This window comes from Streptomyces sp. NPDC002853 (genome assembly GCF_053591915.1).
In genome coordinates this window covers 112,940-135,584 of the sequence record NZ_JBSFUS010000014.1, presented here as the reverse complement: position 1 = coordinate 135,584, position 22,645 = coordinate 112,940, and the positions used below count along the sequence as shown (strand labels likewise).

Below are 22,645 nucleotides of genomic sequence, written 5' to 3'. Positions count from 1 at the left end.
GTTCCCGGCACCGCTGATGGGATTGCCGGGCGCAGGCCGGTGACGGCGTCGACGCGGTCCCCGATTCAGGCGGGGCGCTTGGCCATGACGACCACGCCCGGCCCGGTCTGCTCGTGCGCGGGCAGGCGGAGCTCGGCGACGGGGCGCAGTCCGGCCCGGTCGATCAGGTCGAGGAGCTGTTCCGGGCGCCACTGGTGTGTGGTCCAGCGAACGGGTACCCCTCCGTAGGCCTCGGTGCGCACCGTGTCCTGGTCGCCGACGTGTGTGGCGGTGATGAAGTGTCCGCCCGGCTTCAGGGCGCGGGCGAACAGGGCCAGGACCTGCGGGAGGACGGCACGAGGCAGGTTGAACAGTGACCACCATCCGAGCACCCCGCCCAGGGATGCCTCGTCGAGGTCGAGCTCGGTGGCGGAGGCGACGCTGAAGCGGCACTGCGGATACAGCCGGCGCGCGTTCTCGATCATGCGGGGGGAGAGATCCACCCCGGATATGTCGAGTCCGCGTTCGGCGAGATAGCCGGTCACCGTGCCGGGGCCGCAGCCGACGTCCAGGACGGGGCCCAGGTCGCCCACGGAGTCGGCGAAGGCGTCGATGGATGCCTTGAGCCAGGGGTGGCGGCGGATGTCGCCCATGCCTGTCGTTGCCACCATGTGCGCGTAGTTGTCGGCCACCTGGTCATAGGACTCCCGGACGACGTCGAGATCGGCGGGGCGGTCGATACGGCGTGTGTGCATCAGCCAACCATAGGGCGGCCGCCCTGGCGTGTGAGCTGCCCGGTGCATGACTCCGGCGGGCCCCGTGGTGGAACTCGCCCCGCACGGAGTCGTGTTCACCGGGACGCAACCTTCGCACAACCCTTCGTACGCCTCGTGAGTCACATTCCCGCAAGCCCTTCCCCCCGCATTTCCCCTTTGACCAACGGAGTTCCACCGTGCGTGTACGTAACCTGGCCGCCACCGCCGTCGTGGCGGCGCTCACCGCCACCGGTCTGACCCTGCCGCTCGCCGGGAGCGCCGCGGCGGCGGACACGACGACTCCGCGGTTCGACTTCAACGGTGACGGATACGCGGACATCGCCGTCGGCATGCCCAACGCCACGGTGGACGGCAAGGCCAAGGCCGGCTACGTCAGCGTGATCTTTGGCGGGCCGCAGAGCCCCAGCGGGTCCACCGGCGTCATCAGCCAGGCAGAGGCCGGGATACCCGGCACGCCCGAGGCGGGCGACCGCTTCGGCTCCTCCGTGGCACCCGCCGACGTGAACGGCGACGGCGTCTTCGAGCTCGTCGTCGGCGCGAGCGGGGAGTCCCTGACCTCCGAGCAGCTCAGGGACGAGGGCACCATCACCGTCCTGGACGGCTCGGGCTGGAACATCAAGGGCACCACCGTGGCCCGAGGCGCGGGCGAGTTCAGCAGCATCGGCAGCACCATCGCCACGGGCGACTACGACGGCGACGGCGACACCGACCTCGCGTACAACGAGAACGGCGAGGAGCAGGGCTCGCTCCGGTTCAGGCCGGGCCCGCTCACCGCCGACCCGGTGACCCCCACCACCTTGCGCAGCTACAGCATGGGTGGGCGCACCCACGACCTGGCCACCGGCGACTTCGACGGCGACGGCCGGGACGACCTCGCCACCACCTGGCAGGCCATGGAGGACTCGGGCACCTTCATCACGCGCTGGGACGACCAGGCCAAGCCCGCCCAGTGGTGGGCCGACGCCGACCGCGGCAGCGCGCTCGCCGCCGCCGACTTCGACCGGGACGGCACGGACGACCTCGCGGTCGGCCTCGTACAGCCCAACTCCGAGTCGGAGACCACGCATTGCGAGAACCGCCTCGGCGGTGCGGTACTCCTGCTCAAGGGTTCGAAGACCGCGGACTTCGGCACCGAGAACGAGTGCATCACGCAGGACAACCCTGAGGTCGGCGGCACCGCCGAAGAGGGCGACGACTTCGGTGCCGCGCTGTCCGCCGGTGACCTGAACGGCGACAGCCGTCCGGAACTGGTGGTCGGCGTGCCCGGCGAGGACGTGGGCACCGTGAAGGACGCGGGCGGATACGTCACCATGAACGGCACGGAGCACGGCCCCTATGGCGGTCTGGCCCGCAGCCAGAGCACCGCGAACATGCCCGGCACGGCCGAGGCCGGCGACCGCTTCGGTGCCCAGGTGGCCGTCGGGGACTACAACCGCGACGGACTGTGGGACACCGCCATCAGCGCACCCGGGGAGAACGCCGGTGAGCCCCGCTCGGGTGGCGTCTGGTTCGCGCCGAGCAGCACCGAGGAGACGTACCCGGTGGGCAAGTCGCTGACCCCGTTCGGCTTCGCGCTGCCCAACGGCGCCATCAAGTACGGCGAAGAGCTCGGGCTGTAGGTCCGCTTGCCCCGTAGCACCTGAACTGACCTTCCCGCCTTGCGATGTGGAGTACCTGTGCGCAGTAAGAGACTCTCGGCCGCCCTGCTCGGCGCCGCCACCGTCCTCGTGTCGGCTGGGCTCGCCCCCACGGCGGGTGCGGCGCCGGCGGCGGCCGGCCAGGGGCCCGACTTCAACGGAGACGGGTACGCGGACTCCGTGGTCGGCGTGTATCGCGGGGACATCGACGGGCAGAAGTCCGCCGGCTATCTGCACGTGCTCTACGGCGGAGCCGGCGGGGCCGGCACCTCCACCGCCTCTGTCAGCCAGGACAGTCCAGGTGTCCCCGGCACCAGCGAGAAGGACGATCGTTTCGGCCAGGCCGTCGCGACGGCCGACGTGGACGGTGACGGCTTCACCGACGTCGTCGTCGGGGCGCCGGGCGAGGACGTCGGCAGTGACCCGGCGGCGACGGGCCACGGTTCGGTGGTCGTCCTGTACGGCTCCTCCAGCGGCGACTTCGGGCGCGGCCGGACGATCGCGCAGGGCCCGGTGGGCGGCGGTGCCGGTGCCTCGCTCGCCGTGGGTGACTTCACCCAGGACGGTGCCGTGGACGTGGCGGTGGGTCTGCCCCGCGGGGAGTTCGGCGAGGTCGCGCTGCGGCCGGGTCCGCTCACCGAGGACAAGCCGCTGACGTCTTTGCTCCGCACCGGCTTCGGCGGCACCTCGGGCAGGTTGGCGGCCGGGGATTTCGACGGGAACGGCAAGACCGACCTGGCGATCTCCGCGTACTCCAACGACTACTCGCGCACCGCCCTGTGGCGCTGGAACGGCTCGGCACTGCAGGAGTACTGGAAGTCCCCGGCCACCGGCTACGGCATCGCCGCGGGCGATTTCGACGGCGACAGCGTGGATGACCTGGCGCTCGGGCACTGCCTGATCATCGCCGAGGCCGACCGGCCCACCGGAGCCTGCGGACCCGACGAGCTGGCCAAGGGCGGCAAGGTGCGGGTGTTCTACGGAGGTGGGGGCGCCGAGGGCTTCGGCACCCGCACCCACACCGTGAGCCAGGACACCGCGGGCGTCGCGGGCACGGCGGAGGACGCGGACAACTTCGGCATCAAGCTGGCCGCGGGCGATCTCAACGGGGACGGCCGGGACGACCTGGTGGCGGGCACGCCCGCCGAGGCCATCGGGACGGCGGACCGAGCCGGCTCGGCGACCGTGCTGACCTCGGGGCCAGAGGGTCTGCTCGACTCCTCGGGCACCGCCAAGTCGACGGCCTGGCACCAGGACTCCGCCGGGGTCCCGGGAGCGGCGGAGGCCAACGACGAGTTCGGCTCGGCGCTTGCGGTCGGGGACTACGACGGTGACGGGGACGGCGACGTCACGGTCGGCGTCTACCACGAGAACGGCTCGGAGTACGAGGAGGACCTCAGCACGGGCGGTGTCTGGACCCTGCCCAATGGTGCGGGGGCGGGCTCCAAGGCTCTGACACCACGGCTGTTCGGGCTGCGGGGGGCGTTGTACTACGGGCAGATACTCGGGCGTTGAGAGCATGGTCCCCCCGATCACCTGCCCGATCACCCACCGGATGCGCCCAGTCCGGCGTCACGGGCTTTGGCGACCGCGGCTGCCCGATTGGTGACGCCCAGTTTGACGAGGATGGCTGAGACGTAGTTGCGGACGGTTTTTTCCGAAAGGACGAGCCGCCGCGCGATCTCGTAGTTGCCGAGGCCGGTGGCGATGAGTTCCAGGACCTGTCGCTCCCGCTCGGTGAGTTCGGGGAAGATCTGGGCTGCGTAGTCCCGGTGAGCGCCCGTGAAGAAGGCTGTGATCCTTTGGGCGACCGTTTCCCCGTAGACCGCGTTGCCGGCTGCTACGGCCAGGATGGCCCGGACGATTTCCGTCCGGTCAGCTCCCTTGAGGAGATAGCCGCGTGCACCCGCGCGCAGCGCACCGAACAGGGCCTCGTCGTCCTCGTGCATCGTCAGGACCAGCACGCCCACCTGGGGGTGGCGGGCCAGTACCGCCCGGGTGGCGGCCGCACCATCTAGGCCGGGCATGGCCAGGTCGGTCAGCACGACGTGGGGCGTGGTCCGCTCGACGACGGCCAGTAGCTCGTCGCCCCGCGCCGCCTCGCCGACGACCTCGACCTCGTCACTGGTGGAGAGAGCGGCCGTCAGTCCGTACCGGAACACAGGATGGTCCTCGGCGAACACCACGCGGACGGGGGAGGGGAGGGTCATGTCGGCTCCAGGGGAAGGACGGCGGCCAGGACGGTGCCGCTCGTCGTGGAATGAACGGTCAGTGAGCCGGAGAGGGCCTGGGCGCGTCGACGCATGGAGGACAGGCCCACGCCGGCCGGTACGTTCGGGGCGATGCCACCACCGTCGTCCGTGACGGTGATGTGCAGCGCACCGTCGTGGACGGCCAGCGCGACGTGGCAGCGTTGAGCATCCGCGTGGCGCACGGTGTTGGTGATGGCTTCGGTGACGATCCGGTAGGCGGCGGTCTCCACCTCGGGACGCAGCTCGCCCAGGTGGGCGACGGTCACCTCGATGGGCAGGGTGCTGGAGACGGTTCTGGCGTGGCGGTTGACGGCATCGGCCAGGCTCATGGAATCCAGTGCGGCAGGGCGCAGGCCGTCGATGATTCTGCGGATCTCCAGGACGGCAGCGGCGACCTCTTGGCTGATACGGGTGAGCAGCGTGGCACAGGAGGCGTGGTCGCCGGTGTGCAGAGTGTCGTGAGCGGCCTGCAGCCCCAGCCCTATTCCGGACAACGACGGCCCCAACCCGTCGTGCAGGTCGTGTCTGAGCCGGTCGCGTTCCGCGCGCGTGGCGCCGATGACCCGGTCCCGCTCGATCTCCAGGTCTTCGGTGAGTTCCAGCGCGCGCACCAGGACAGCCACCTGCGGGGCCAGCGCGGCGAGCAGCCGGGTCTCGGTATCGCCATAGGACTCGGTGGGTGTCCGGTCGGCCACCTGCAGCGTGCCCACGAAGCGCCCCCCGACGCGCAGCGGGAAGGCCGGGCCGGTCTTCGTCGTGTCACCCGTGGCGCCGATGCGCTGCCCGCCCGCAGCCGTCACGGAGGCCGCGGGCGCCTTGACGGTGTCGGTGACGGCCTGCAGAGCAGTCGGCAACAGGTCCGATTCCTCCGCGACGGCGACCTGATCGCCCAGTTGCGCGAGGGCGCGCAGCGGATCCTTGCGCGCGCCGTACACCAGGCGATCCACCAGGCGCTGCAGCCGGTCCCTGGCCGGCGTGAGCGACACCGCCACCAGCGCCGCGGCAAGGACACCGGGCAGCGGCCGCTCGTCGAGGGCGGCTCCGACCAGGATCGTGACCGCCAGATAGACGACGACCACCGCCCCGGTCAGCGCCCCGTAGACGAGCCCACGCCGCAGCACGATCTCGATCCCCAGCATGCGGTAGCGCAGCACCCCGATCGCCACCACCACCGGAATGAGCGCGACGCACAGGCCGAGCACCTGCTGAGGCAGCAGGTCGACGTAGGCACAGGCGAGGAGCGGGCCCGCGGCACAGACGAACCACACAAGCTGCTGCCGCTCGGGGGACTTGGCATGCAGCAGGCGGACAAGGGTGCCCACCCATATCACCAGGACCGAGACCACCAGCAGCGTGAAATGGCAGCCGATCACCAGGCCCAGCACCCGGGGCGGCAGGGTGGCAGGAGGAGTGTGCCCGGGAGCGACGTCGTCATAAGCCGTCGGATCGAACGGCATCACCAGGACAGGCAGGACCATCGCCACGGCCACACCGATGACCGGCCATCGCCACCATCGGCTCGGCAGCCGACCGTCCGGGTAGAAGGCGAGCACGATCGTGGGTGTGGCCAGTACCGGGGGAATCCACAAGCCGGTACTGGCCGCGGCCGCCCACGCCGAGGCAGGCCACGCCGGTTGTGCCGCCACGACGCCGTAGGCTCCGTATGCGGCCAGGATCACCTGCCCCACGGACAGAGTCCCGGCCCCCAGAAACAACCACCCCAGGACGTTGCGGGGCCGCAACGTGATCAACGCCGCGCCCACGACGGCCCATTCCAGTCCGACGGCTCCGATGAACCCCACAAAACTCCCGAAGTCATCGAGTTGCTCGGAACGGGGCAAGGTCACGATCCATACGGCGCAGCCCAGCGCCGTGGTGCCGCACAGCACCACGCTCCAGGCGACTGCCCGCGCGGCCATGCACTCAGTGTGCTGTGCCGCCGGTCCCGTGCGGCATACAGCGTGTCCCGACTGTTGCGGGAATTTTCTTGGCTCGCCCGGGACCTGAGCCTCAGGCCGGCCGCCACCCGGGCGGTACAGGATGCTCGGCGACTGGATCCCATGTCAGGCGTGATGGCCCGCCGACAGTCGCAGCGGTATGTCCACAGCGCGGCAGGGATATCCGGCCGCCCGTACTCGGTCCGCGGCCGGCAACAGCACGATCTCGGGGGAATCCGCCATGACTTCAGTGCACTCCACGGCCGAGCGGGGCTCGCGCGTCGGTGCGGCCTTCACGGCCCTGATCCCGTTGGTCGCCGGCTCCGGCGCCGCGATCGCCTTGCGCAGGGCGGGTGCGGGCGAGGTCGCTGATGCGGCCGGAGCAGTGACCACCACCCTGGTGGGGCTGCTCTTCTTTCAACAGTCCACCCGCCACGACGGGGAACGTGCCTGTGCTTCCGCGGCCGGGCTCACGGATGCGGCCGCCACCACGGGCAGGCGTATCAATGTCGTCCCGTCATCCACCACCGTGGCGCTGAGTGTCGTCCTGGCCACGGCCGCGTTCTGGCTGACCTATCTGCTGACCACCTGGATGGGCATCGGCAGCCTGGGATATCTGAACGGAGAGATCCCCGATGACCCCTCGGCGGTGGCCCGGCGTGTCGCGCTGCGGGCCTCGCCGGTGTTCATCCCGGTCGTGTTCCTGATCGCAGTGGCCGTCGGTCACCGGCTGCGTGCCCGGGCGGTGATGGCGCTCACTGCCGCGGTCACGTTCTTCACCACCGCGGTTCTGGTGTTCCATCAGCTGTTGCTGCGGCACTGGGAGAGCGTTGCGCCCTGGCAGGTCGTGCGCACCCCCGAGGACTTCTACGTTCCGGTCGTGTGCGGGGTCCTCTCCTGGATTGTCTGCCGTCTGGGGCTGTGGTTCGCGGCCCGCACCCAGGGCCGCTACGACGCCATGCAGGAAGCGCGCCTCAGGGCGCCTGCCCCCAGCCGGACTTCGCGCGCACGCGTTCAGGGCTGAGGGGGTGCTCCGCCGTCGACGGGCAGCTCGACGTGCACCGTGTTGCCCCGCCGACGGGCAACGATACGGAAGGTGCCGTTGAGTTCCTCGGCACGGTGGCGCATGGAGACCAGCCCGACCCTCTCCCCACGCATCCGGTCCGGGTGCAGGCCACGCCCGTCGTCGTGCACTTCGAGGGTCAGGACCCTGCCGAAGGTGAGGCGGACCAGACAGCGGGTGGCCGCGGCATGCTTGACCACGTTGGTCAGGGCCTCCTCGGCTATGCGAAAGGCCGCGTTCTCCACCGGGTCCGGGAGCGGGGGGACGGCGTCGGGTGCCTCCACTTCGATCTGCAATTCCCCGCCGGTCGCCAGGGTCAGGACCAGAGCCCGCTCGCGCAGAGCGGGCACCAGACCGTGCAGGTCCAGGGCCGATGGCCGCAGGGCGTCGATGACGCGTCGTACCTCGTCGACCGCGCGCGTCACCTCCCCGCGCAGGCGGCGCACGAGTTCCTCCAGGGATGGCGCCTGGCCGCTGACGGATGTCTGCATCGCTTCCAGGCCCAGGGCGACCCCCGCGAGTGAGGGCCCAAGACCGTCGTGCAGGTCCTCGCGGAGGCGTGCCCGTTCGGCCGCGGACACGTCCATGGCGTGCCGGCGGGAGGCCCGCAACTCCCGGTTGAGACGGTCGGTGTGGACGATCAGCGCCACGGGAGCCGTCAGGGCTTCGATCATGCGTGCGTCGGCGGGCGGGAACCCGTCCGGATCGGCCGGGCACAGGGCGAGGTCGCCGATGCGGGCACCGGCCACGATGAGCGGTCGTACCGTCGGCGCTGCTGACCTCGTTCCCGTCTCGGCCAGGAGTGTGCCGTCAGGCGCGGTGAGCGCGGCATAGGGGGCGCGCACCGCGGCGGCGACCGAGGCCACCGTGGCCGGCAGTACGTCGCTCAGATCGGCGGAGACGTGGCTGCCCAGCCGCCGGAACAGGCGTAACGGATCGTTCTGCGCACCATAGACGAGCCGGTCCACCCCCTTCTGCAGCCGGTCACGCACCGGGGTGAGCAGTGCGGCCACCGCGGCCGCCGCCGCGACCTCTGAGGCCGGACCCGTCGGCATGGCGACGGTGACCATGGCGGTGACCACGGCGTAGGTGAACAGCACCACGGCGGTGAGTGCGCCGTACAGAAGCGTGCGTCGCAGGACGAGGTCAATGCCCAGCAGCCGGTACCACAGCACTCCCACCAACACCGCGAACGAGACCAGGCCCAGGGCCATCGGCAGCAGCCATTCCCATGCGGGAACGAACGACACGGCAATTAGCAGCCCCAACGCAACGAGAAGCCACAGCAGTTGCTGCCGCTCCGGTCGCGGTGCGCGCCGTACGCGCACGCAGGCGCCTCCCAGCACCACGGCCGTCGCCCCGGCCGCCAGCAGCGCACCGCCCTGCGTCAGCGTGTCGGCCCAGGCGGCCGGCAGCTCGACCGCAGGCCCCTCACCGCGAAAGTACTCCGATGCCGGCTGCGGCGCCGTGGCCAGACCCAGGGCGGCCGACAGCGCGCCGGTGGCCAGGGCGCGATTCACCCAGCGCCACCTGGCGGTGGGCAGCCGCCCCTGCGGGTAGAAGACCACCAGGACGATCAGCAGACAGAACGCCGGGACCCACAGGGAGTTGCCCAGCGAATAGGCCAGGCCGCCCCAGGGCAGATGCTCCCCTGGCCTGGCCTGTGCGCGTACGGCGTAGACGGAGCAGAGGTCCTGGGCCGTTCCGAATACCGGCACCCCCAGCAGCAGCCACCCGATGGGATTACGTGGCCGCGCGAGGATCAATACGACACTCGCCGGAATCGCCATCACGACGCCCACCAACTGGGCGTAGGGCACCGGCTGTTCGCCGGCCTGCGCGGGGAAGCGCAGCCCGCGCCCGACGTAGGGCGTCAGTGCGGCGGCTGCCAGCGCGACGCCGGCCAGCGCACAGCCCGTACGACGCAGGATCGCGTCGGACAGGCGCCGTGGAGAGGGCACGGCCACAGTGTCCGGCAGGGTGCGCGGCCTGTCATCCGTCCGAGACCCGCCTCACGTCCTTTGCCGCCATGCAGCGTTCCCGACGAAGTCAGGACTACGGCCTCAGGCAGCGGGGACGCCGGGCACACCAGCATGAGGCCTTGCCGCATCCGGCGAGAACGGCTCGGGGGAGCGGTTGAGGCAGCACAGGAGAACTCATGAACAAGGGCGTAGCTCACCTCGCACTGGTGGGTCTTGTGGAAGGCGTTGCTCGTTCCATCGGCCTGACGGCCGCTGCGGTCGACTCCGGTCGGGTCTCCGGTTTCCGCCGGGGCGCCGACGGCGAGACGGGGGCCGAGGCGCGTGAGGACAGCGCGACTGCCGACCGGTCGGCAGCGCAGGTGCAGACACGGTCGGCCGCGGTTCAGCTGAACGGCCGGGGAGACAACACCATCTTCCCGACGTGGTTCTTCGGGTCGACGATGCTGGCCGTGCGCAACGACGGCTCGTCGTACGGCGAGGCCCATGTGCAGACGGTTCTGGGCGCGGACCCGGAGTGGCTGCCGTTGTCTCCTGGTGAGACCAAGTCGGTTCGGCGGTGGTGGGGAGCCGTACCGATCCGTGTCACCAACAACGCGGACTCAGCGCTGACCGCATGGACCAGGTGATCTGTCGAACACGGAGGCCTCGTTCGGTTCCCGCAATAGCCGGGAACCGGACGAGGTCTTCCGATGCCGGGCGTCCCGATGCCAGGCCTCCCGGTGTCGCCCGGATTTCGCTAAGCCGCGGGCACCGAGAAGCGGAAGAGTTTCCCGGACCACGTGGCGTACAGGTTGTCGCCGTTGGCTTGTGCGGACCAGGAGCCGGAGCCGCCGGTGGCCCGGTGGTGCCAGACTTGCTTGCCGGTGCCGGCGTGGAAGGCGTACAGGCCCTTGGTGCCCGCGGCGACGAAGAGTCCGGGCAGGGCGCCCAGCAGGTCGAGGTCACCCAGACCCGTTCCTGCCGTCCAGCGTTCGGCGCCGGTCTTGGCGTCGAGCCCGTGCAGGACCTTCTTGTCCAGGTAGCAGACGGTCGCCCCGGCGCGTGCGTAACCGCGGTTGCCGTGGGCGGCGGTCTGCACCGACCACAGGGTCTTGCCCGACGCCGGGTCGAAGGCGGCCAGCAGGCCCCGGGTCGAGCCGCTGAATCCGGTGCTCGGATAGCAGAACAGGATGCCCCCGAGCAGGCTCAGGGATCCCGTGAAGCCGAGGATCTCACTGTTGGTGGGCGGGAGTTGCGTGGACCTGCTCCAGAGCGTGCGCCCGTCGTCGGGGTCCAGGGCCAGCAGCTTCATGTCGGCGTCGATCCCGTAGAGCACCTTGCTCTTCTCCGGTGGGTAGAGGGTGACGAGGTCCTTGCTCCACACACGCTCACCGGACTTGCGGTCGAGGGCGGAGTAGCCCCTGAGCATCGCGGCCGGATTGATCTTGGACGGGCCGCCCCAGGCGAGCAGTGCGCCCGCCGGGGTAGCACCGATGATCATGCTGACGTCCTTCACGTCACGTGAGGTCCACCGCACCTGGCCGCTGGACGTCTCCAGGGCCCGGAACCGCCCGCCGCTTGTCGTCATCAGCAACTCGCCGTCCGAGAAATCCAGCTTGGCCGTGTCGTTGCCTGCCTGGGGCGCCTCCCACACCTCCTTGCCGGAGCGACCGTCGAACGCGTGCACCTTGCCGTCCGTGCGAACCGTGTAGACGCGCTTGTCGTCCGGCAGCGCGTCGGTGTTCTGGCCGCCGAGGTCCTTCCACAGGAGCTTGCCGCTGCCCCGGTCGAAGCAGGCACCGGAGGCCTTCTCGGTGCACAGCAGCGTGGATCGGGTCACCGCGCGCAGCGACATGCCGGGCTGCGGAAGCTCCTTGGTCCAGTCGAGTGCGGGAGCGGCGACCGTGCCCGCGCCGTTCTCGCCGCGGGAGCGAAGGAACCAGGCGGTGCCGCCCGCTGCCGCGCTCACGGCGCCTACACCGCCGCCGGTGAGCAACCTCCGGCGGCTGAGCAGTGGGACGCGGAGGGCGCCCTGCAGCATGCGCTGGTCCTCGGTCACCTGCTGCTCGACCGCGCCGAGCCAGCCGGCGGTGGTCTCCGGGCGCAGCCAGGCCTGGAGCTGCTCGACGGTGGGGCGGCGGGCGGGGTCCTTGTCGAGGCACGCGGTGACGATGCCGAGCAGGCCGTGTGGGACGCCGTCGAGTTGCGGCTCTTCGTAGGCGGCCCGGTAGAGCAGGGCGTGGGCCGCGCCGGTGCCGAAGGGCGGAACGCCGGTGGCGGCGAAGGCGAGCACGGAGCCGAAGGCGAACACATCGCTGGCGGGCGTGAGTTCGCCCCCACGCGACTGCTCGGGCGACATGAAGCCGGGCGAGCCCGCGACCTGTCCCTCGGCGGTGAGCACGGTTCCGTCGACGGCCCGGCTGATGCCGAAATCGATGACCCGGGGGCCGTCGCGGGTGAGCAGGATGTTGGACGGCTTGAGATCGCGGTGGATGAGCCCGGCGCGGTGGATCGCGGCCAGCGCCTCGGCCAGCCCGCCGCCGAGTACGCGCAGGGTGGACTCCGGCATGGGGCCGTGGGCGGCCAGGGCGTCGGTGAGCGAAGGGCCGGGGATGTACGCGGTGGCCAGCCAGGGGTACGGCGCCTCGGGGGCGGCGTCGATGACCGGCGCGGTGAAGGCGCCGGACACCGCGCGGGCGGCGTCGACCTCCGCCTTGAATCGGCGGCGGAAATCAGGGTCGGCGGCCAGCTCGGGACGCACGACCTTGACGGCCACCGCACGGCCGCTGCGCGACGCGGCGAGGTGCACGCGGCCCATGCCGCCCGCACCGAGCTCTCGGATCACCCGGTAGGGGCCGATGTACGTGGCGGGAGCGGGGGAGGCGGCTCGCGGAGGCGGCGTCGGCCCGGACGGCGCCGGTGCGGACGGCGGCACGGGGGGAGTGGGCGGTGTGGGTGGCATGGTCACGGCGCGTCGCTCCGGAAGGCGTGGAGGGTGGTCTCGGATGCGGCGAAGAGGGTGCTGCCGGAGATCTGCAGCCGCCAGTTGCTCTTGCCCCCGGCTTTGGCACCGGTCTTGTCGCCTGATGGCTGGTGTGCCCACAGCGTTTTGCCGTCGGAGGCGCGCAGGACGACGAACCCCGGGACGTCGCCGGAGGCCCACGTGGCGATCGCCAGCACGGACGAGGAGACGGAGGGACCCTCGTCCTGCGCGCCGCCGGTGGTCGTCAGGTGCACCGGGCTCGCGGTGTGCCACACCTGCTCACCGCTGCGCATGTCCAGGGCGAACACGGTGCCCGGACCGTCGTAGAGATAGGCCCGCTCGCCGCGGACCCTGGCCGCGCTGATGGTGGTCGTCTCGTTGACGGCCGTCCACAGCTTCTCGCCGTCGGCGGCGCCATAGGCTTGCACCTTGGTGCTGGTGACGAGCAGGGTCCTGCCGTCGGTGGACAGGTGGGGGTAGGCGCCGGGTTTGATGACGTCGCGCACCTCCCACCGCTCGGTGCCCGAGCGCAGGGCAAGGCCACGGAGTGTGCCGTTGTCCTGGAGGAAGCAGCGGCTTCCCTCGGCGTACGCCTGGAAATCGCTGCCCTTGACCTTGCGCGACCACAGCACCTCGCCCGAGCCGAGATCGACCGCGAGCACCCCGTACCCCTGGTGACCACTGGTGCCCACGACCGCCACTGAACCGGCGACGGACAGGACGCTCTCGACGAAGTCGGCGGACTGAGCGTCGGCGCCCTGCTCGGTGACCGCGTGGGTGAACTTTTGCTTGCCTGTGGCGTCGACGCCGAACAGATAGCCGCGCTCGCCGCTCCAGGCCGAGGCGAAGAGCGTCGGCCCGCGCACGCCCAGCCACTTCGGGTCCCCCGAGACGCCGGAGGGCAGACGCAGCGACCCCGCCCAGCGTTCCTTGCCGGTAGTGGTGTCGTAGGCCGTGGCGCGTCTCTGCTCCCAGTGCACCAACACGTCGCCGTGCAGGTGCAGTTGTCCGCTCGCCAGCTTCTTGAGCGGGACCGACCAGCGCGGCTTCGGGCCGGCCGGGACCTTGGGCCGGGGCCGGCCCGTGGTGCCCGCGTCGGCGCGGGCCGGGGTGGTGCCGGGCTGCGAGCGCCACCCGGCCAGCGCCGCGGCCCCTCCGCCGGCCGCGATGGTGGTGCCGGCCGAAGCGATCCACAGGAACCTGCGGCGGCTGGGCCCCCTGGAGACGGTGGCGAACGGGTCCGCGGGCGGCGCGAGGGACACCAGGGGCACGGGCGGCGCGGACACCAGAACGGCGGCGTGCGCCTCCCGCCGTGCCAGGTCCTGGCGCAGGCCCTGGGTGAGCAACGCGGCAGGATCGGCGCTCCCCACCTCGGACAGCACCGATGCGGCGGACGGTCTGCGGGCGGGGTCCTTGTCCAGGCAGGCACCGACCAGCGCTCTCAAGGCCGAGGGCAGACCGTCGAGTTGGGGCTGGTGATGGACGACCCTGTAGAGGACCTCGGTCGTCCCTCCGGAACCGAAGGGCCCCTGCCCGGTGGCCGCGAAGACCAGCACGCAGCCCAGGGAAAAGATGTCGGCTTCCGGCCCGAGCTTGCGGCTCGACATGATCTGCTCGGGGGCCATGAACCCGGGCGTCCCCATCACGGCGCCGGTCCGCGTCACCTGGGTGGCGTCCACCGCTCTGCTGATGCCGAAGTCGATGACCCGGGGACCGTCCTCGGCGATGAGTACGTTGCCGGGCTTGAGGTCGCGATGGACGATGCCGGCCGCATGGATGGCCAGCAGCGCCTCCGCGAGGCCGGTGCCCAAAGCCCGCAGAGCGGCCTCGGACAGGACACCGAAGCCGCTCACGGCATCGTGCAGCGACGGCGCGGGGACGTAGGCCGTGGCCAGCCAGGGCTGTGGGGCATCGGCGTCCGCGTCGAGCACCGGCGGAGTGAAGAAGCCGCTCACGCGGCGGGCGGCTGCGGCCTCGCGCCGGAAACGACCGCGGAAGTCGGGCGCCTCGGCGTACTCGGGCCGGATGACCTTCAGGGCGACCAGCCGCGACCCCGGCGACCTGGCCAGGAACACCCGGCCCATGCCGCCCTCGCCGAGGAGTTGGAACACCTCGTAGGGGCCGATACGGGTGGGGCTCGGCTGCCGGGCGACCTGACCCGGCAGGCGCGGGAGATCGGTGAGCGGCCGGGTCGGTGTGGCCGGAGGCTGCGGCACGGTCGTGTGCGCGAGCTGTGCGGCCGTAAGGTCGCCGTCTTCGTAGGGATGTGGGTGCACGTCGTCGCGGCGGTCAGCTCAGCGAGCCGAGCACATCACGGGCGGCGGTGATGGCGGCGTCCTCGGCCTGCTTCGGAGTGGTGTCGGTGCTGTCGCGGCTGTAGGTGAAGTCCACGCTGAGCGCGGCATTTCCTTCCATGACGACCACCTCCGCCTGGGCCAGCGTCCCGTCCTGGGCATCGACGGTGTTGACGACGACAGACTCCTCGCCGAGCCCGCTCACCGGCCGGGAACCCTCCACCTTGCGCATGCCCTTGAGATCGCTGAGAGCGCTCGTCTTCTTTACGTCGTACTGGCCCTTGACGCTCGCGCCGACGGTAAGGCTCACACTCAGGCTCTGGTAGACGCCGTAGTCGTCCGGCTGCCACTCCGGCATCCTGGTGATCATCGAGGGCAGATCCTTCTCGTCCATCAGGCCCGGCGTGCACTTGCCTCCGGGCGCGATCTTCTCGATGGTCGACGCCTTGATCAGCTCGCACCCCTTGGGCACCTTGGTGAACGCCTTGCCCCCCGACGGCTCCTTGGGCTTGGAGACGCCTCCCGGCAGGCCGGAGGGCTTGTCCGATGCGGTGCTCTTGTCGTCGTCCCCTGAGGTGGCGACGACCACGCCGATGACCACGGCCACGGCGAGCGCCGCGCTGCCACCGATCAGCCAGACGCGAGAACGGCCGCCGCGAGGGCCTGAGCTGCCAGGACCGCCAGGGCCGCCGGGTGGAGCAGGCTGCGACCAGGCCGAGGGTGTGCCCGGCGCCTGCGGCGGGATGGGTGGCGGCGCATGGCCGGGCATCGGGGGAGGCGCCTGACCGGGTCCCGGAGGGTGTTCGCCAAGGCCCTGTTGCGGGCCGACCTGCGGGTTCTCACTCACGACACAGCTCGCTTTCCTACGGTTCACGCCCTTGGGGCAGGCAGGACCCGTCCCAGGGGAATAGGCCGGAACGGATCGACCGGGACCGGACACGACGCGCCGAACCCTCTCGCGAGACACTGCAATGCCGATGAAATTCTGCTGAAGCAGAGGATTGGGCTGCCGCAGGGAAAACGGGGAACTGCGGTGAACCGCTTAAAGCATGGGGGAGTTCGGAGTGGACACGAACAGAGCGGACGCAGCGGAAACGGCGGACAAGGAAGACACGGCAGACACGGCAGACACGGCCGAGGCGGGCACTACGGCAGCCGCAGGCACGAATGGTGCGGAGGTCACGGCGGAACGACTGCGTCTCGCCCTGCTCGGCCCGCTCGGTGCCCACCGCGGCGAGACACCGCTCGACCTCGGGCCCGTCCGACGTCAGGCGGTGCTGGCCGCACTGATCCTGCGTACGGAGACGCTCGTCACCCATCAACAGCTCCTGGACGACGTATGGGGATGCGAACCACCGGGCACGGGCCGCCGGGTCCTGCCCAGTTACGTCTACCCTCTGCGCAAAGCACTGGACGTGCCCGGCGTCGGCGCCACCGCATCGGTGATCCGCGGCGAACGCGGCGGATACCGCTTCGTACCCGGCCAAGCCCGCACGGACATCAGTGAGTTGAACCAACAGGCCGCAGCCGTACGCGGGGCGAGAGCCGCAAGTGACCTCACCGCCGCCCTCGACTGCTGTACGCGGGCCCTGAACTTCTTCCGCGGAGAGCCGTTGGCCGGCCTGCCCGGCCCGCTCGCCGACGCCGAGCGGCAACGTCTCTCCCGGCAGCGGCGCACCCTCCACCAGGAGCGGGTGGAGTGCCTGGTGCTTCTGGGCCGCCACGCGGAGGCACTGGACGAGTTGCTGGCCGCGCCGATGGCGCAGCCGTACGACGAACCGCTGGCCGCCCTGCGCATGCGGGCGCTGTATGGCAGCGGCCGACAGGCCGAAGCACTCGCCGCCTACCAGGAGACCCGCAATCGGCTGCGCGACGAGCTCGGCGTGGAGCCGGGCGAGGAACTGCGGCGGGTACATCAGGGCGTGCTGCGCCGGGACGATCCGCTGCTGCTCGGCCAGGCCACATCGCCCCGCGCCACCGGCTCCACCGCCGCGCCAGCAAGGCCCCCGGCAGCCGCACCCACCCAACCACCGGTACCCGAGCGCTCCCCGTCCCCGCCCCGACCTCGCCGCAACGAACTCCCTGGCGACACCGCCTGGCTCGTCGGCCGGGAGCCGGAACTCGCCCTGCTCACCGCGCCGGTCCCCGCCGGCTCCGTGTCCGTGGCCGTCGTGGACGGCACGGCAGGCGTCGGCAAGACCTCGCTGCTGGTCCGCGCCGCTTGGACACTGCAGGACCAATACCCGGACGGCTGCCTGTTCGTGGACCTGCACACGCACGGCGCGCCCCACGAGAGCCTGCGTCCGCAGCGCGCACTGCACCAGTTGCTGCGCGCCGTGAACGGCGCCGACGACGAACTCCCCGACGGCTTGAGCGAGTTGGTCACGGCCTGGCGGGCTGCCACCAGCTCCTTGCGGCTGCTGGTGGTGGTGGATGACGCCGGCAGCGCCGAACAAGTACGCCCCTTGCTGCCCGCGGGCCCGGGCAGCCGGGTCCTTGTGGCCGGACGGCGGCGCCTGCCCGGCCTGGACGCCGACCGGCGCCTCACCGTGGAGCCCCTGGGCACCGGCGAGGCGGTCACACTGCTCACGTGCCTGCTCGGCGAGAGGCGCGCCGGACAAGAGCCGAAGGCCGCGCGGGAACTCGCCCACCGCTGCGGCGGGCTCCCGCTGGCGCTGCGGATCGCGGGCGCCCGGCTGCAGAACCGCCCGACCTGGACAGTGGCCCACCTGGTAGGCCGGATGTCCGACGACCAACGCCGCCTGGGCGAACTCAGGGCGGAGGACCGCAGCGTGGAAACCGCCTTCCGGATGTCCTACGACCTGCTCGTCCCCGAACTGCGCCGCTGCTTCCGCGCGTTGAGCCAGGCTCCGACCGCGGAGTTCGACGGGCTCACCCCCGCGGTCATGCTGGGCCGCTCGCTGCAGGACACCGAGGACCTGTTGGAGCGCCTGGTCGACGCGAGCCTGTTGCAGCAGCCACGGCCCAGCCGCTACCGGCTGCACGATCTCGTACGCGACCACACGCGGCGTCTGGCCACCGCCGAACCCGAGGAGGCGGCAGCGGACCGCACCGCCGTGCTGCACCTGTACACGGCCGCCGGACGCATCGCCAGCGACTGGGGACCGGAGGGCTACCCGACCGGCCCCGATGTCTCCCACTCGCCCTTCGCGGACTGGCGGGAAGCCGACGCGTGGCTGGAGGCCGCGGGCGGGCAACTGCTCGACGTGGTCGCGTTCGCGGTGGCCACCGGGCAGCTCGACCACGCCTGCTGGATCGCCGAGTCCCTGGTCGACCCGCTGGTGCGCCAGGGCCGCTTCCACGAGTGCCGCTCGGCCCTGGAACTGGCGCTTCCCGTCGCAGACCTGGCCGACGACCGGCGGATGCCCTCGTCCTTGCGCAACTGCCTGGCCATCGCGGACATCTACCAGGGACGCTTCCAGCAGGCGCACGCCTGGTGCACCGACGCGCTGCGTCTCGCCCGCCACCAGGGAGACCTGCGCGAACAGGCCCGGGCGATCGCCGTCATGGGGGCCGCGGAACGCGCGCTGGGCCGCCTCCCGGAGGCGGCCGCCCACCTGAGCGAGGTCATGGGACAAGCGGCCCGGCTCGACGACGACTGGCTGGCAGGGATGTCGAGCTGCAACCTCGGCGCCCTCCACGACCAGCAGGGACGCCATGAGGAAGCGCTCACGTACTACGCCACCTCCCTCACCTTCGCCGAGAAGATCGGCCGCCCCAGAATGATCAGCAAAACCCTGTGCTTCACCGCCGAGGCCCACCTGGCGCTCGGACGGCACACCGAGGTCAAGGACCTTGCGCGGCGTGCGGCGGACCTGGCCCAGGAGGTCGGTGACCTGCAACTGCGCGCCACGAGCCTGTCCCTGCTCGGCGCCGCCGAACACGGCCACGGAGACCTGCCGTTGGCCATCACTCTCCAGCGGGAAGCACTGGCAACGCTCACCGAGCACACCAGCAGACCGCTGGAGATGGAGGTCCGCCGCCGACTCGGACACACCTACGCGGCAGCGGGCCATCCGGACGAAGCCGAGCAGCAGTTCCACCTCGCGCGGTCCTTGGCCGGCGCGATGTAGCGGCAGCGGCCCTGTCGAAAGGGGGGAGCGGCCTCACCACGGGAGCGGCCTCACCACCGGGATGATCGCGTGGCTGCGTTGCGGGGGATGCGCGTGACGTCCGGGCGGGTGGGGCAGCGGGCCGGTTCGGCGGTAATGAGTGCCCGCACTTCCGCGTACCGGGCTTTCCCCGGGTGTTGTGCGGTGGGAGCGTGTACTTTTCGGTCGGTGTCCCGGACTCTGTTGTGGTGGACTCACCGCTGACCACCTATCTGCTTCCCGCCGTCCTCGCCGTGATCATGTTCGGTCTCGGACTCGGTCTGGCCGTGGCCGACTTCCGCAGGATCGCGGCGTTCCCGCGGCCGGTGGCCTGCGCGCTCTTCTGCCAGCTCGTCCTGCTGCCCGCCGCCTGTCTGGGCCTGGTCCTCGCCTTCGACCTGGGCCCCGCGCTGGCGGTCGGCATGATGCTGCTCGCGGCATCTCCCGGCGGCACCATGGCCAACATCTTCAGCCACCTCTTCGGCGGTGACGTCGCCCTGAACGTGACGCTGACGGCCATCAACTCGGTGATCGCGGTCGTGACGCTGCCAATCGTGGTGAATCTTTCCCTGAACCACTTCATGAGCGGCACGGACGAGGCGCTGGGTCTGCGGTTCGACAAGACACTGCAGGTGTTCCTGGTGGTACTGGTGCCGGTGGCGGCCGGGATGCTGGTGCGACACCGCCGACCGGATTTCGCCGAGCGTTCCACCAGGGTGGTGAAGGTGACGGCGGTGGCCGCCCTCGTCGGGATCATCATCGCGGCGCTCGCCGCCGAGCGGAAGAACGTGCTGGGCTACCTCGCCGACGTGGGCCTGGTGACCTTCCTCTTCGGCGTCATCTCCCTGAGCGTCGGCTACGGCGCGACCCGGCTGGTCCGCGGCGATCACCGGCAATCCGTGGCCACCTGCTTCGAGATCGGCATGCACAACACGACGCTGTCCATGGCGATCGCCCTGAGCCCCTCACTCCTGGACAGCACCCGCATGGCGATCCCCTCGGCGGTGTACGCGGTACTGATGTTCGCCATGGCCCTGGCCACCGGCTTCCTGCTGCGCCGCATGGCTCCGGCAGGAACCGCCCCCACGTCCGCTGCAGCTCCGACGCCGCAAAAGCCGGTCGGCCCGCAATAACTTCTCCGCTTCGCCGCCCCCACCACACACTCCCGCAAGACGCTCTAGTCTGCCCGAATGACCTCAGACGCTATATCAGCGGCGGCTGCGGCTGCGGGCGCGGCTGCGGACACGAACCAGGCCTCGAAGGTCACCTCTCCGGTGATCCTGCCCGGGCGGCGTCGCGGCTCTGTGACCCGGCTGGAGCAGGGTGTTCTGATCGTGCGGTCACGGGGATCCGAGAGGCGTGTACCGGTTGCCGCGATCGAGCGGGTGGACATCAAGGGTCCGAAGGGGCGTCGGCTTGTGGTGGTCCTCACCGCGCCGGAGGCGGGTGATCGGGAGTCCATGACGGTGTTCAGCCGCAGCACTCCTGCTGTGCTCGCCTTTGCCCAGACGCTGAGGCAGGCCCTGCCAGTTCGCGACGCGACACAACCCCGGTCAGACGGAGCCCTGTCGGTGACGCGGTCATCGGTGGCGAAGCCGGCCGGTGACTGGCGTCGCGCCGCCGTGCGTTGCTCGGTGTCGCTCTACGTACTGGCAGCGGCGACGATGCTGATCTCCGGCATTTGTGGTGCGGTCGAGTGGTACGCGGCCCTGGCGTGCTGGTTGATCGGCGCTGTCGCGGTTCCGTTGCGCCACGGCGTGCGCGCGGGGTGGGAGATGATCCGCGAGACGTGGCGGCTCCGTACCTGCGGCATCCTCGTAGAGGGGCGCAAGCTGCACTCCGGCACCTACGAGTTCACCGACATCGACGGCCGGACCCGGCAACTGACGGACCACTACGAGTCCGCGGAGCAGGTGAGGATTCTTTACGATCCGACGGCTGCCGGGCAGATCGCCCAGGTAGGCAGCCGAACTGCCGGAACACTGATCTTCGCCGTCCTCGTCTGCCTTCTGTCCCTCGCCATGACCGTGGCATTGGCGGTCATCGGGGTGGCGGGGCCGCTGGCCGCTCTGGACGTCCTTTCTGTCGGCCTGTTCTGAAGCCAGAGGGTGCGAGCAGGATCGGCGCCGCGCCGCCGGTTTCCGGAACCAGCAGACGCCCAGGTAGCAGTGGATGGACGGTCGTTGATTGTGTGAGGGACGTCAGCTGTGACGACTCTTGGGAGCCATCGGGCCGCTCGGAGGCTGGTCATCAGGTCGACCCGGCGCGATGCTCGGGGCAGTCTCCCCACCAGGAGGGCCCATGAAGGCCATCGCCCAAGACTCCTACGGCACCACGCACGGCCTGGAACTTCGCGACATCGATCGTCCCCTTCCCAAGGACAACGAAGTGCTGGTCCAGGTGCATGCCGCGGGGGTGGACCCGAGCATCCTGCACCTCATGACCGGCAAGCCCTACATCGCCCGCATCGCTCTGGGACTGCGCAGGCCCAAGAACCCGGTCCGCGGCTGGGATCTCGCCGGAGTGATCGAGACGGTCGGTGCGAAGGTGACGCGCTTCAAGCCGGGGCAGGAGGTCTTCGGCAGCGGCGACGGCTCGTTGGCCCAGTACGCCTGCGCCAGGGCCGACAAGCTCGCGCCCAAGCCCGGCAACCTCACCTTCGCACAAGCCGCGGCTCTTCCCGTCTCCGGCGTCACCGCCCACCAGGCCCTGAGCGGCAAGGCGCGCCCGAAACCAGGACAGAGGATCCTGATCATCGGCGCCTCCGGCGGCGTCGGAACCTATGCCGTCCAGCTTGCCGTCTCGTACAAGGCTGAGGTCACCGCCGTCTGCGGCCCGGGCAGGGCGGACTTCGTGCGGGCCCTGGGCGCCACCCACGTCATCGACTACACCAGCGGAGAGATCACCGACGCCCAGCAGCTGTTCGACATCATCCTGGACACCGCCGGCAACCGCCCGCTGTCCTTGCTGCGCCGCGTACTGGCCCCCAGGGGCGTCCTGGTGATGGTCGGGGGCGAAGGCGGCGGGGACTGGGTGGGCGGCCTGGGCCGCCAGCTCGGCGGCTACGCACTCTCACCCTTCCGCGGTCAGACACTGAGCAGCTTGATCGCGAGGGTCCGTCACGAGGATCTGCTGGCCCTCAAGCAGCTCTCCGAGAACGGCACGATCGCACCGGCCATCGACCGCACCTACCCGCTCGCTGAAGCCGTCGCCGCCATCGAGCACCTGGAGACGGGCCACCCCCGGGGCAAGATCGTCGTGACCATGTGAGCTGACGGCAATCGCGGCGAGGGCCGCGATCACGGGGGGGCTGCCGTGGGCCGCGATGGTGCTGCGCGCAGCAGTGAGGATCATCGTCTAGGTACCGGTGTGCGCCACCCTCCTTCCCGCTTCTCCCTCTTTCCCGTCTCTCCTACTTCCCGCGGCCTCGCAAGAGGCTCACCGCGAAGAACACGGCTCCGACGACCACGATCACGCCGAAGGCGATCCCGAGCCATGGGGGACCGTCGGGTCCACCGCCGGGGGCTGCCACGACTCCTGCGTACATCTCTCAGATCCTCTCCGTTGCAAGGTCTCTTCTGTCTTCGCCCAACATCCCGGCCTGGCACTGCGCGCAGGGGGGGCGCCGGCCGAGGTCTCGTCCCGGGTACC

At 70.8% G+C, this 22,645-nt stretch carries 16 protein-coding genes; 8 read left to right on the top strand and 8 right to left on the bottom strand.

What is annotated here, in order from left to right; translation table 11 throughout:
* Window positions 1–65 precede the first annotated feature (65 nt).
* Window positions 66–734: a class I SAM-dependent methyltransferase gene (locus ACWD02_RS34320; protein ID WP_451217982.1), complete on the bottom strand. Its 669-nt coding sequence runs from the start codon at window positions 732–734 to the stop codon at window positions 66–68.
* A gap of 197 nt (window positions 735–931) precedes the next feature.
* On the opposite strand from ACWD02_RS34320, the gene ACWD02_RS34315 reads away from it, so the two are divergent.
* Both ACWD02_RS34315 and ACWD02_RS34310 read left to right on the top strand, forming a co-directional pair.
* The gene (locus tag ACWD02_RS34315) at window positions 932–2,374 is read left to right on the top strand and encodes an FG-GAP repeat protein (protein WP_451217979.1); all 1,443 of its coding nucleotides are present in this window, start codon (window positions 932–934) and stop codon (window positions 2,372–2,374) included.
* 57 nt (window positions 2,375–2,431) lie between these two features.
* Window positions 2,432–3,907: an FG-GAP-like repeat-containing protein gene (locus ACWD02_RS34310; protein WP_451217976.1), complete on the top strand. Its 1,476-nt coding sequence runs from the start codon at window positions 2,432–2,434 to the stop codon at window positions 3,905–3,907.
* 29 nt (window positions 3,908–3,936) lie between these two features.
* Here the strand turns inward: ACWD02_RS34310 and ACWD02_RS34305 are convergent, their stop codons facing one another.
* Complete coding sequence (locus ACWD02_RS34305) at window positions 3,937–4,602, bottom strand: response regulator (RefSeq protein ID WP_451217973.1); 666 nt, start codon at window positions 4,600–4,602, stop codon at window positions 3,937–3,939.
* Window positions 4,599–6,563 (bottom strand): sensor histidine kinase, encoded by a 1,965-nt coding sequence (locus ACWD02_RS34300; protein WP_451217970.1) that lies wholly within the window; start codon window positions 6,561–6,563, stop codon window positions 4,599–4,601. Before ACWD02_RS34300 ends, ACWD02_RS34305 begins: the two co-directional genes overlap by 4 nt.
* A gap of 259 nt (window positions 6,564–6,822) precedes the next feature.
* Between ACWD02_RS34300 and ACWD02_RS34295 the strand changes: the two genes are divergently transcribed.
* Complete coding sequence (locus ACWD02_RS34295; protein ID WP_451217967.1) at window positions 6,823–7,605, top strand: hypothetical protein; 783 nt, start codon at window positions 6,823–6,825, stop codon at window positions 7,603–7,605.
* Here ACWD02_RS34295 and ACWD02_RS34290 read toward each other — a convergent pair.
* Window positions 7,596–9,605, bottom strand: coding sequence for a sensor histidine kinase (locus ACWD02_RS34290; RefSeq protein WP_451217964.1), 2,010 nt, complete (start codon window positions 9,603–9,605; stop codon window positions 7,596–7,598). The genes ACWD02_RS34295 and ACWD02_RS34290 overlap by 10 nt on opposite strands.
* 197 nt (window positions 9,606–9,802) lie before the next feature.
* On the opposite strand from ACWD02_RS34290, the gene ACWD02_RS34285 reads away from it, so the two are divergent.
* A complete protein-coding gene (locus ACWD02_RS34285) occupies window positions 9,803–10,252 on the top strand; it encodes a hypothetical protein (protein ID WP_451217962.1) in 450 nt (149 codons plus the stop codon).
* Window positions 10,253–10,362: 110 nt separating this feature from the next.
* On the opposite strand, the gene ACWD02_RS34280 is transcribed toward ACWD02_RS34285, so the two are convergent.
* From ACWD02_RS34280 to ACWD02_RS34270, 3 genes are read right to left on the bottom strand one after another with little or no spacing between them, the layout of a single operon-like run.
* Window positions 10,363–12,567, bottom strand: coding sequence for a protein kinase domain-containing protein (locus ACWD02_RS34280; protein ID WP_451218482.1), 2,205 nt, complete (start codon window positions 12,565–12,567; stop codon window positions 10,363–10,365).
* Between the two features lie 2 nt (window positions 12,568–12,569).
* Window positions 12,570–14,864 carry a protein kinase domain-containing protein gene (locus tag ACWD02_RS34275; RefSeq protein WP_451217959.1) on the bottom strand — a complete coding sequence of 765 codons (2,295 nt, stop codon included), beginning with the start codon at window positions 14,862–14,864 and terminating at the stop codon, window positions 12,570–12,572.
* 13 nt (window positions 14,865–14,877) lie between these two features.
* Window positions 14,878–15,489: a hypothetical protein gene (locus tag ACWD02_RS34270; protein WP_451217956.1), complete on the bottom strand. Its 612-nt coding sequence runs from the start codon at window positions 15,487–15,489 to the stop codon at window positions 14,878–14,880.
* A 457-nt stretch (window positions 15,490–15,946) separates the two neighbouring features.
* Here ACWD02_RS34270 and ACWD02_RS34265 point away from each other — a divergent pair, with 457 nt between their 5' ends.
* The 4 genes from ACWD02_RS34265 to ACWD02_RS34250 all read left to right on the top strand — a co-directional run bounded on the left by ACWD02_RS34265 (window position 15,947) and on the right by ACWD02_RS34250 (window position 22,264).
* A complete protein-coding gene (locus tag ACWD02_RS34265) occupies window positions 15,947–18,976 on the top strand; it encodes an AfsR/SARP family transcriptional regulator (RefSeq protein ID WP_451217953.1) in 3,030 nt (1,009 codons plus the stop codon).
* A gap of 227 nt (window positions 18,977–19,203) precedes the next feature.
* A complete protein-coding gene (locus ACWD02_RS34260; protein ID WP_451217950.1) occupies window positions 19,204–20,127 on the top strand; it encodes a bile acid:sodium symporter family protein in 924 nt (307 codons plus the stop codon).
* Window positions 20,128–20,184: 57 nt separating this feature from the next.
* A complete protein-coding gene (locus ACWD02_RS34255) occupies window positions 20,185–21,093 on the top strand; it encodes a hypothetical protein (RefSeq protein WP_451217947.1) in 909 nt (302 codons plus the stop codon).
* Between the two features lie 202 nt (window positions 21,094–21,295).
* Complete coding sequence (locus tag ACWD02_RS34250; RefSeq protein WP_451217944.1) at window positions 21,296–22,264, top strand: NAD(P)-dependent alcohol dehydrogenase; 969 nt, start codon at window positions 21,296–21,298, stop codon at window positions 22,262–22,264.
* A 142-nt stretch (window positions 22,265–22,406) separates the two neighbouring features.
* Here ACWD02_RS34250 and ACWD02_RS34245 read toward each other — a convergent pair whose 3' ends face one another.
* Window positions 22,407–22,541: a hypothetical protein gene (locus ACWD02_RS34245; protein ID WP_451217941.1), complete on the bottom strand. Its 135-nt coding sequence runs from the start codon at window positions 22,539–22,541 to the stop codon at window positions 22,407–22,409.
* Window positions 22,542–22,645: the final 104 nt, after the last annotated feature.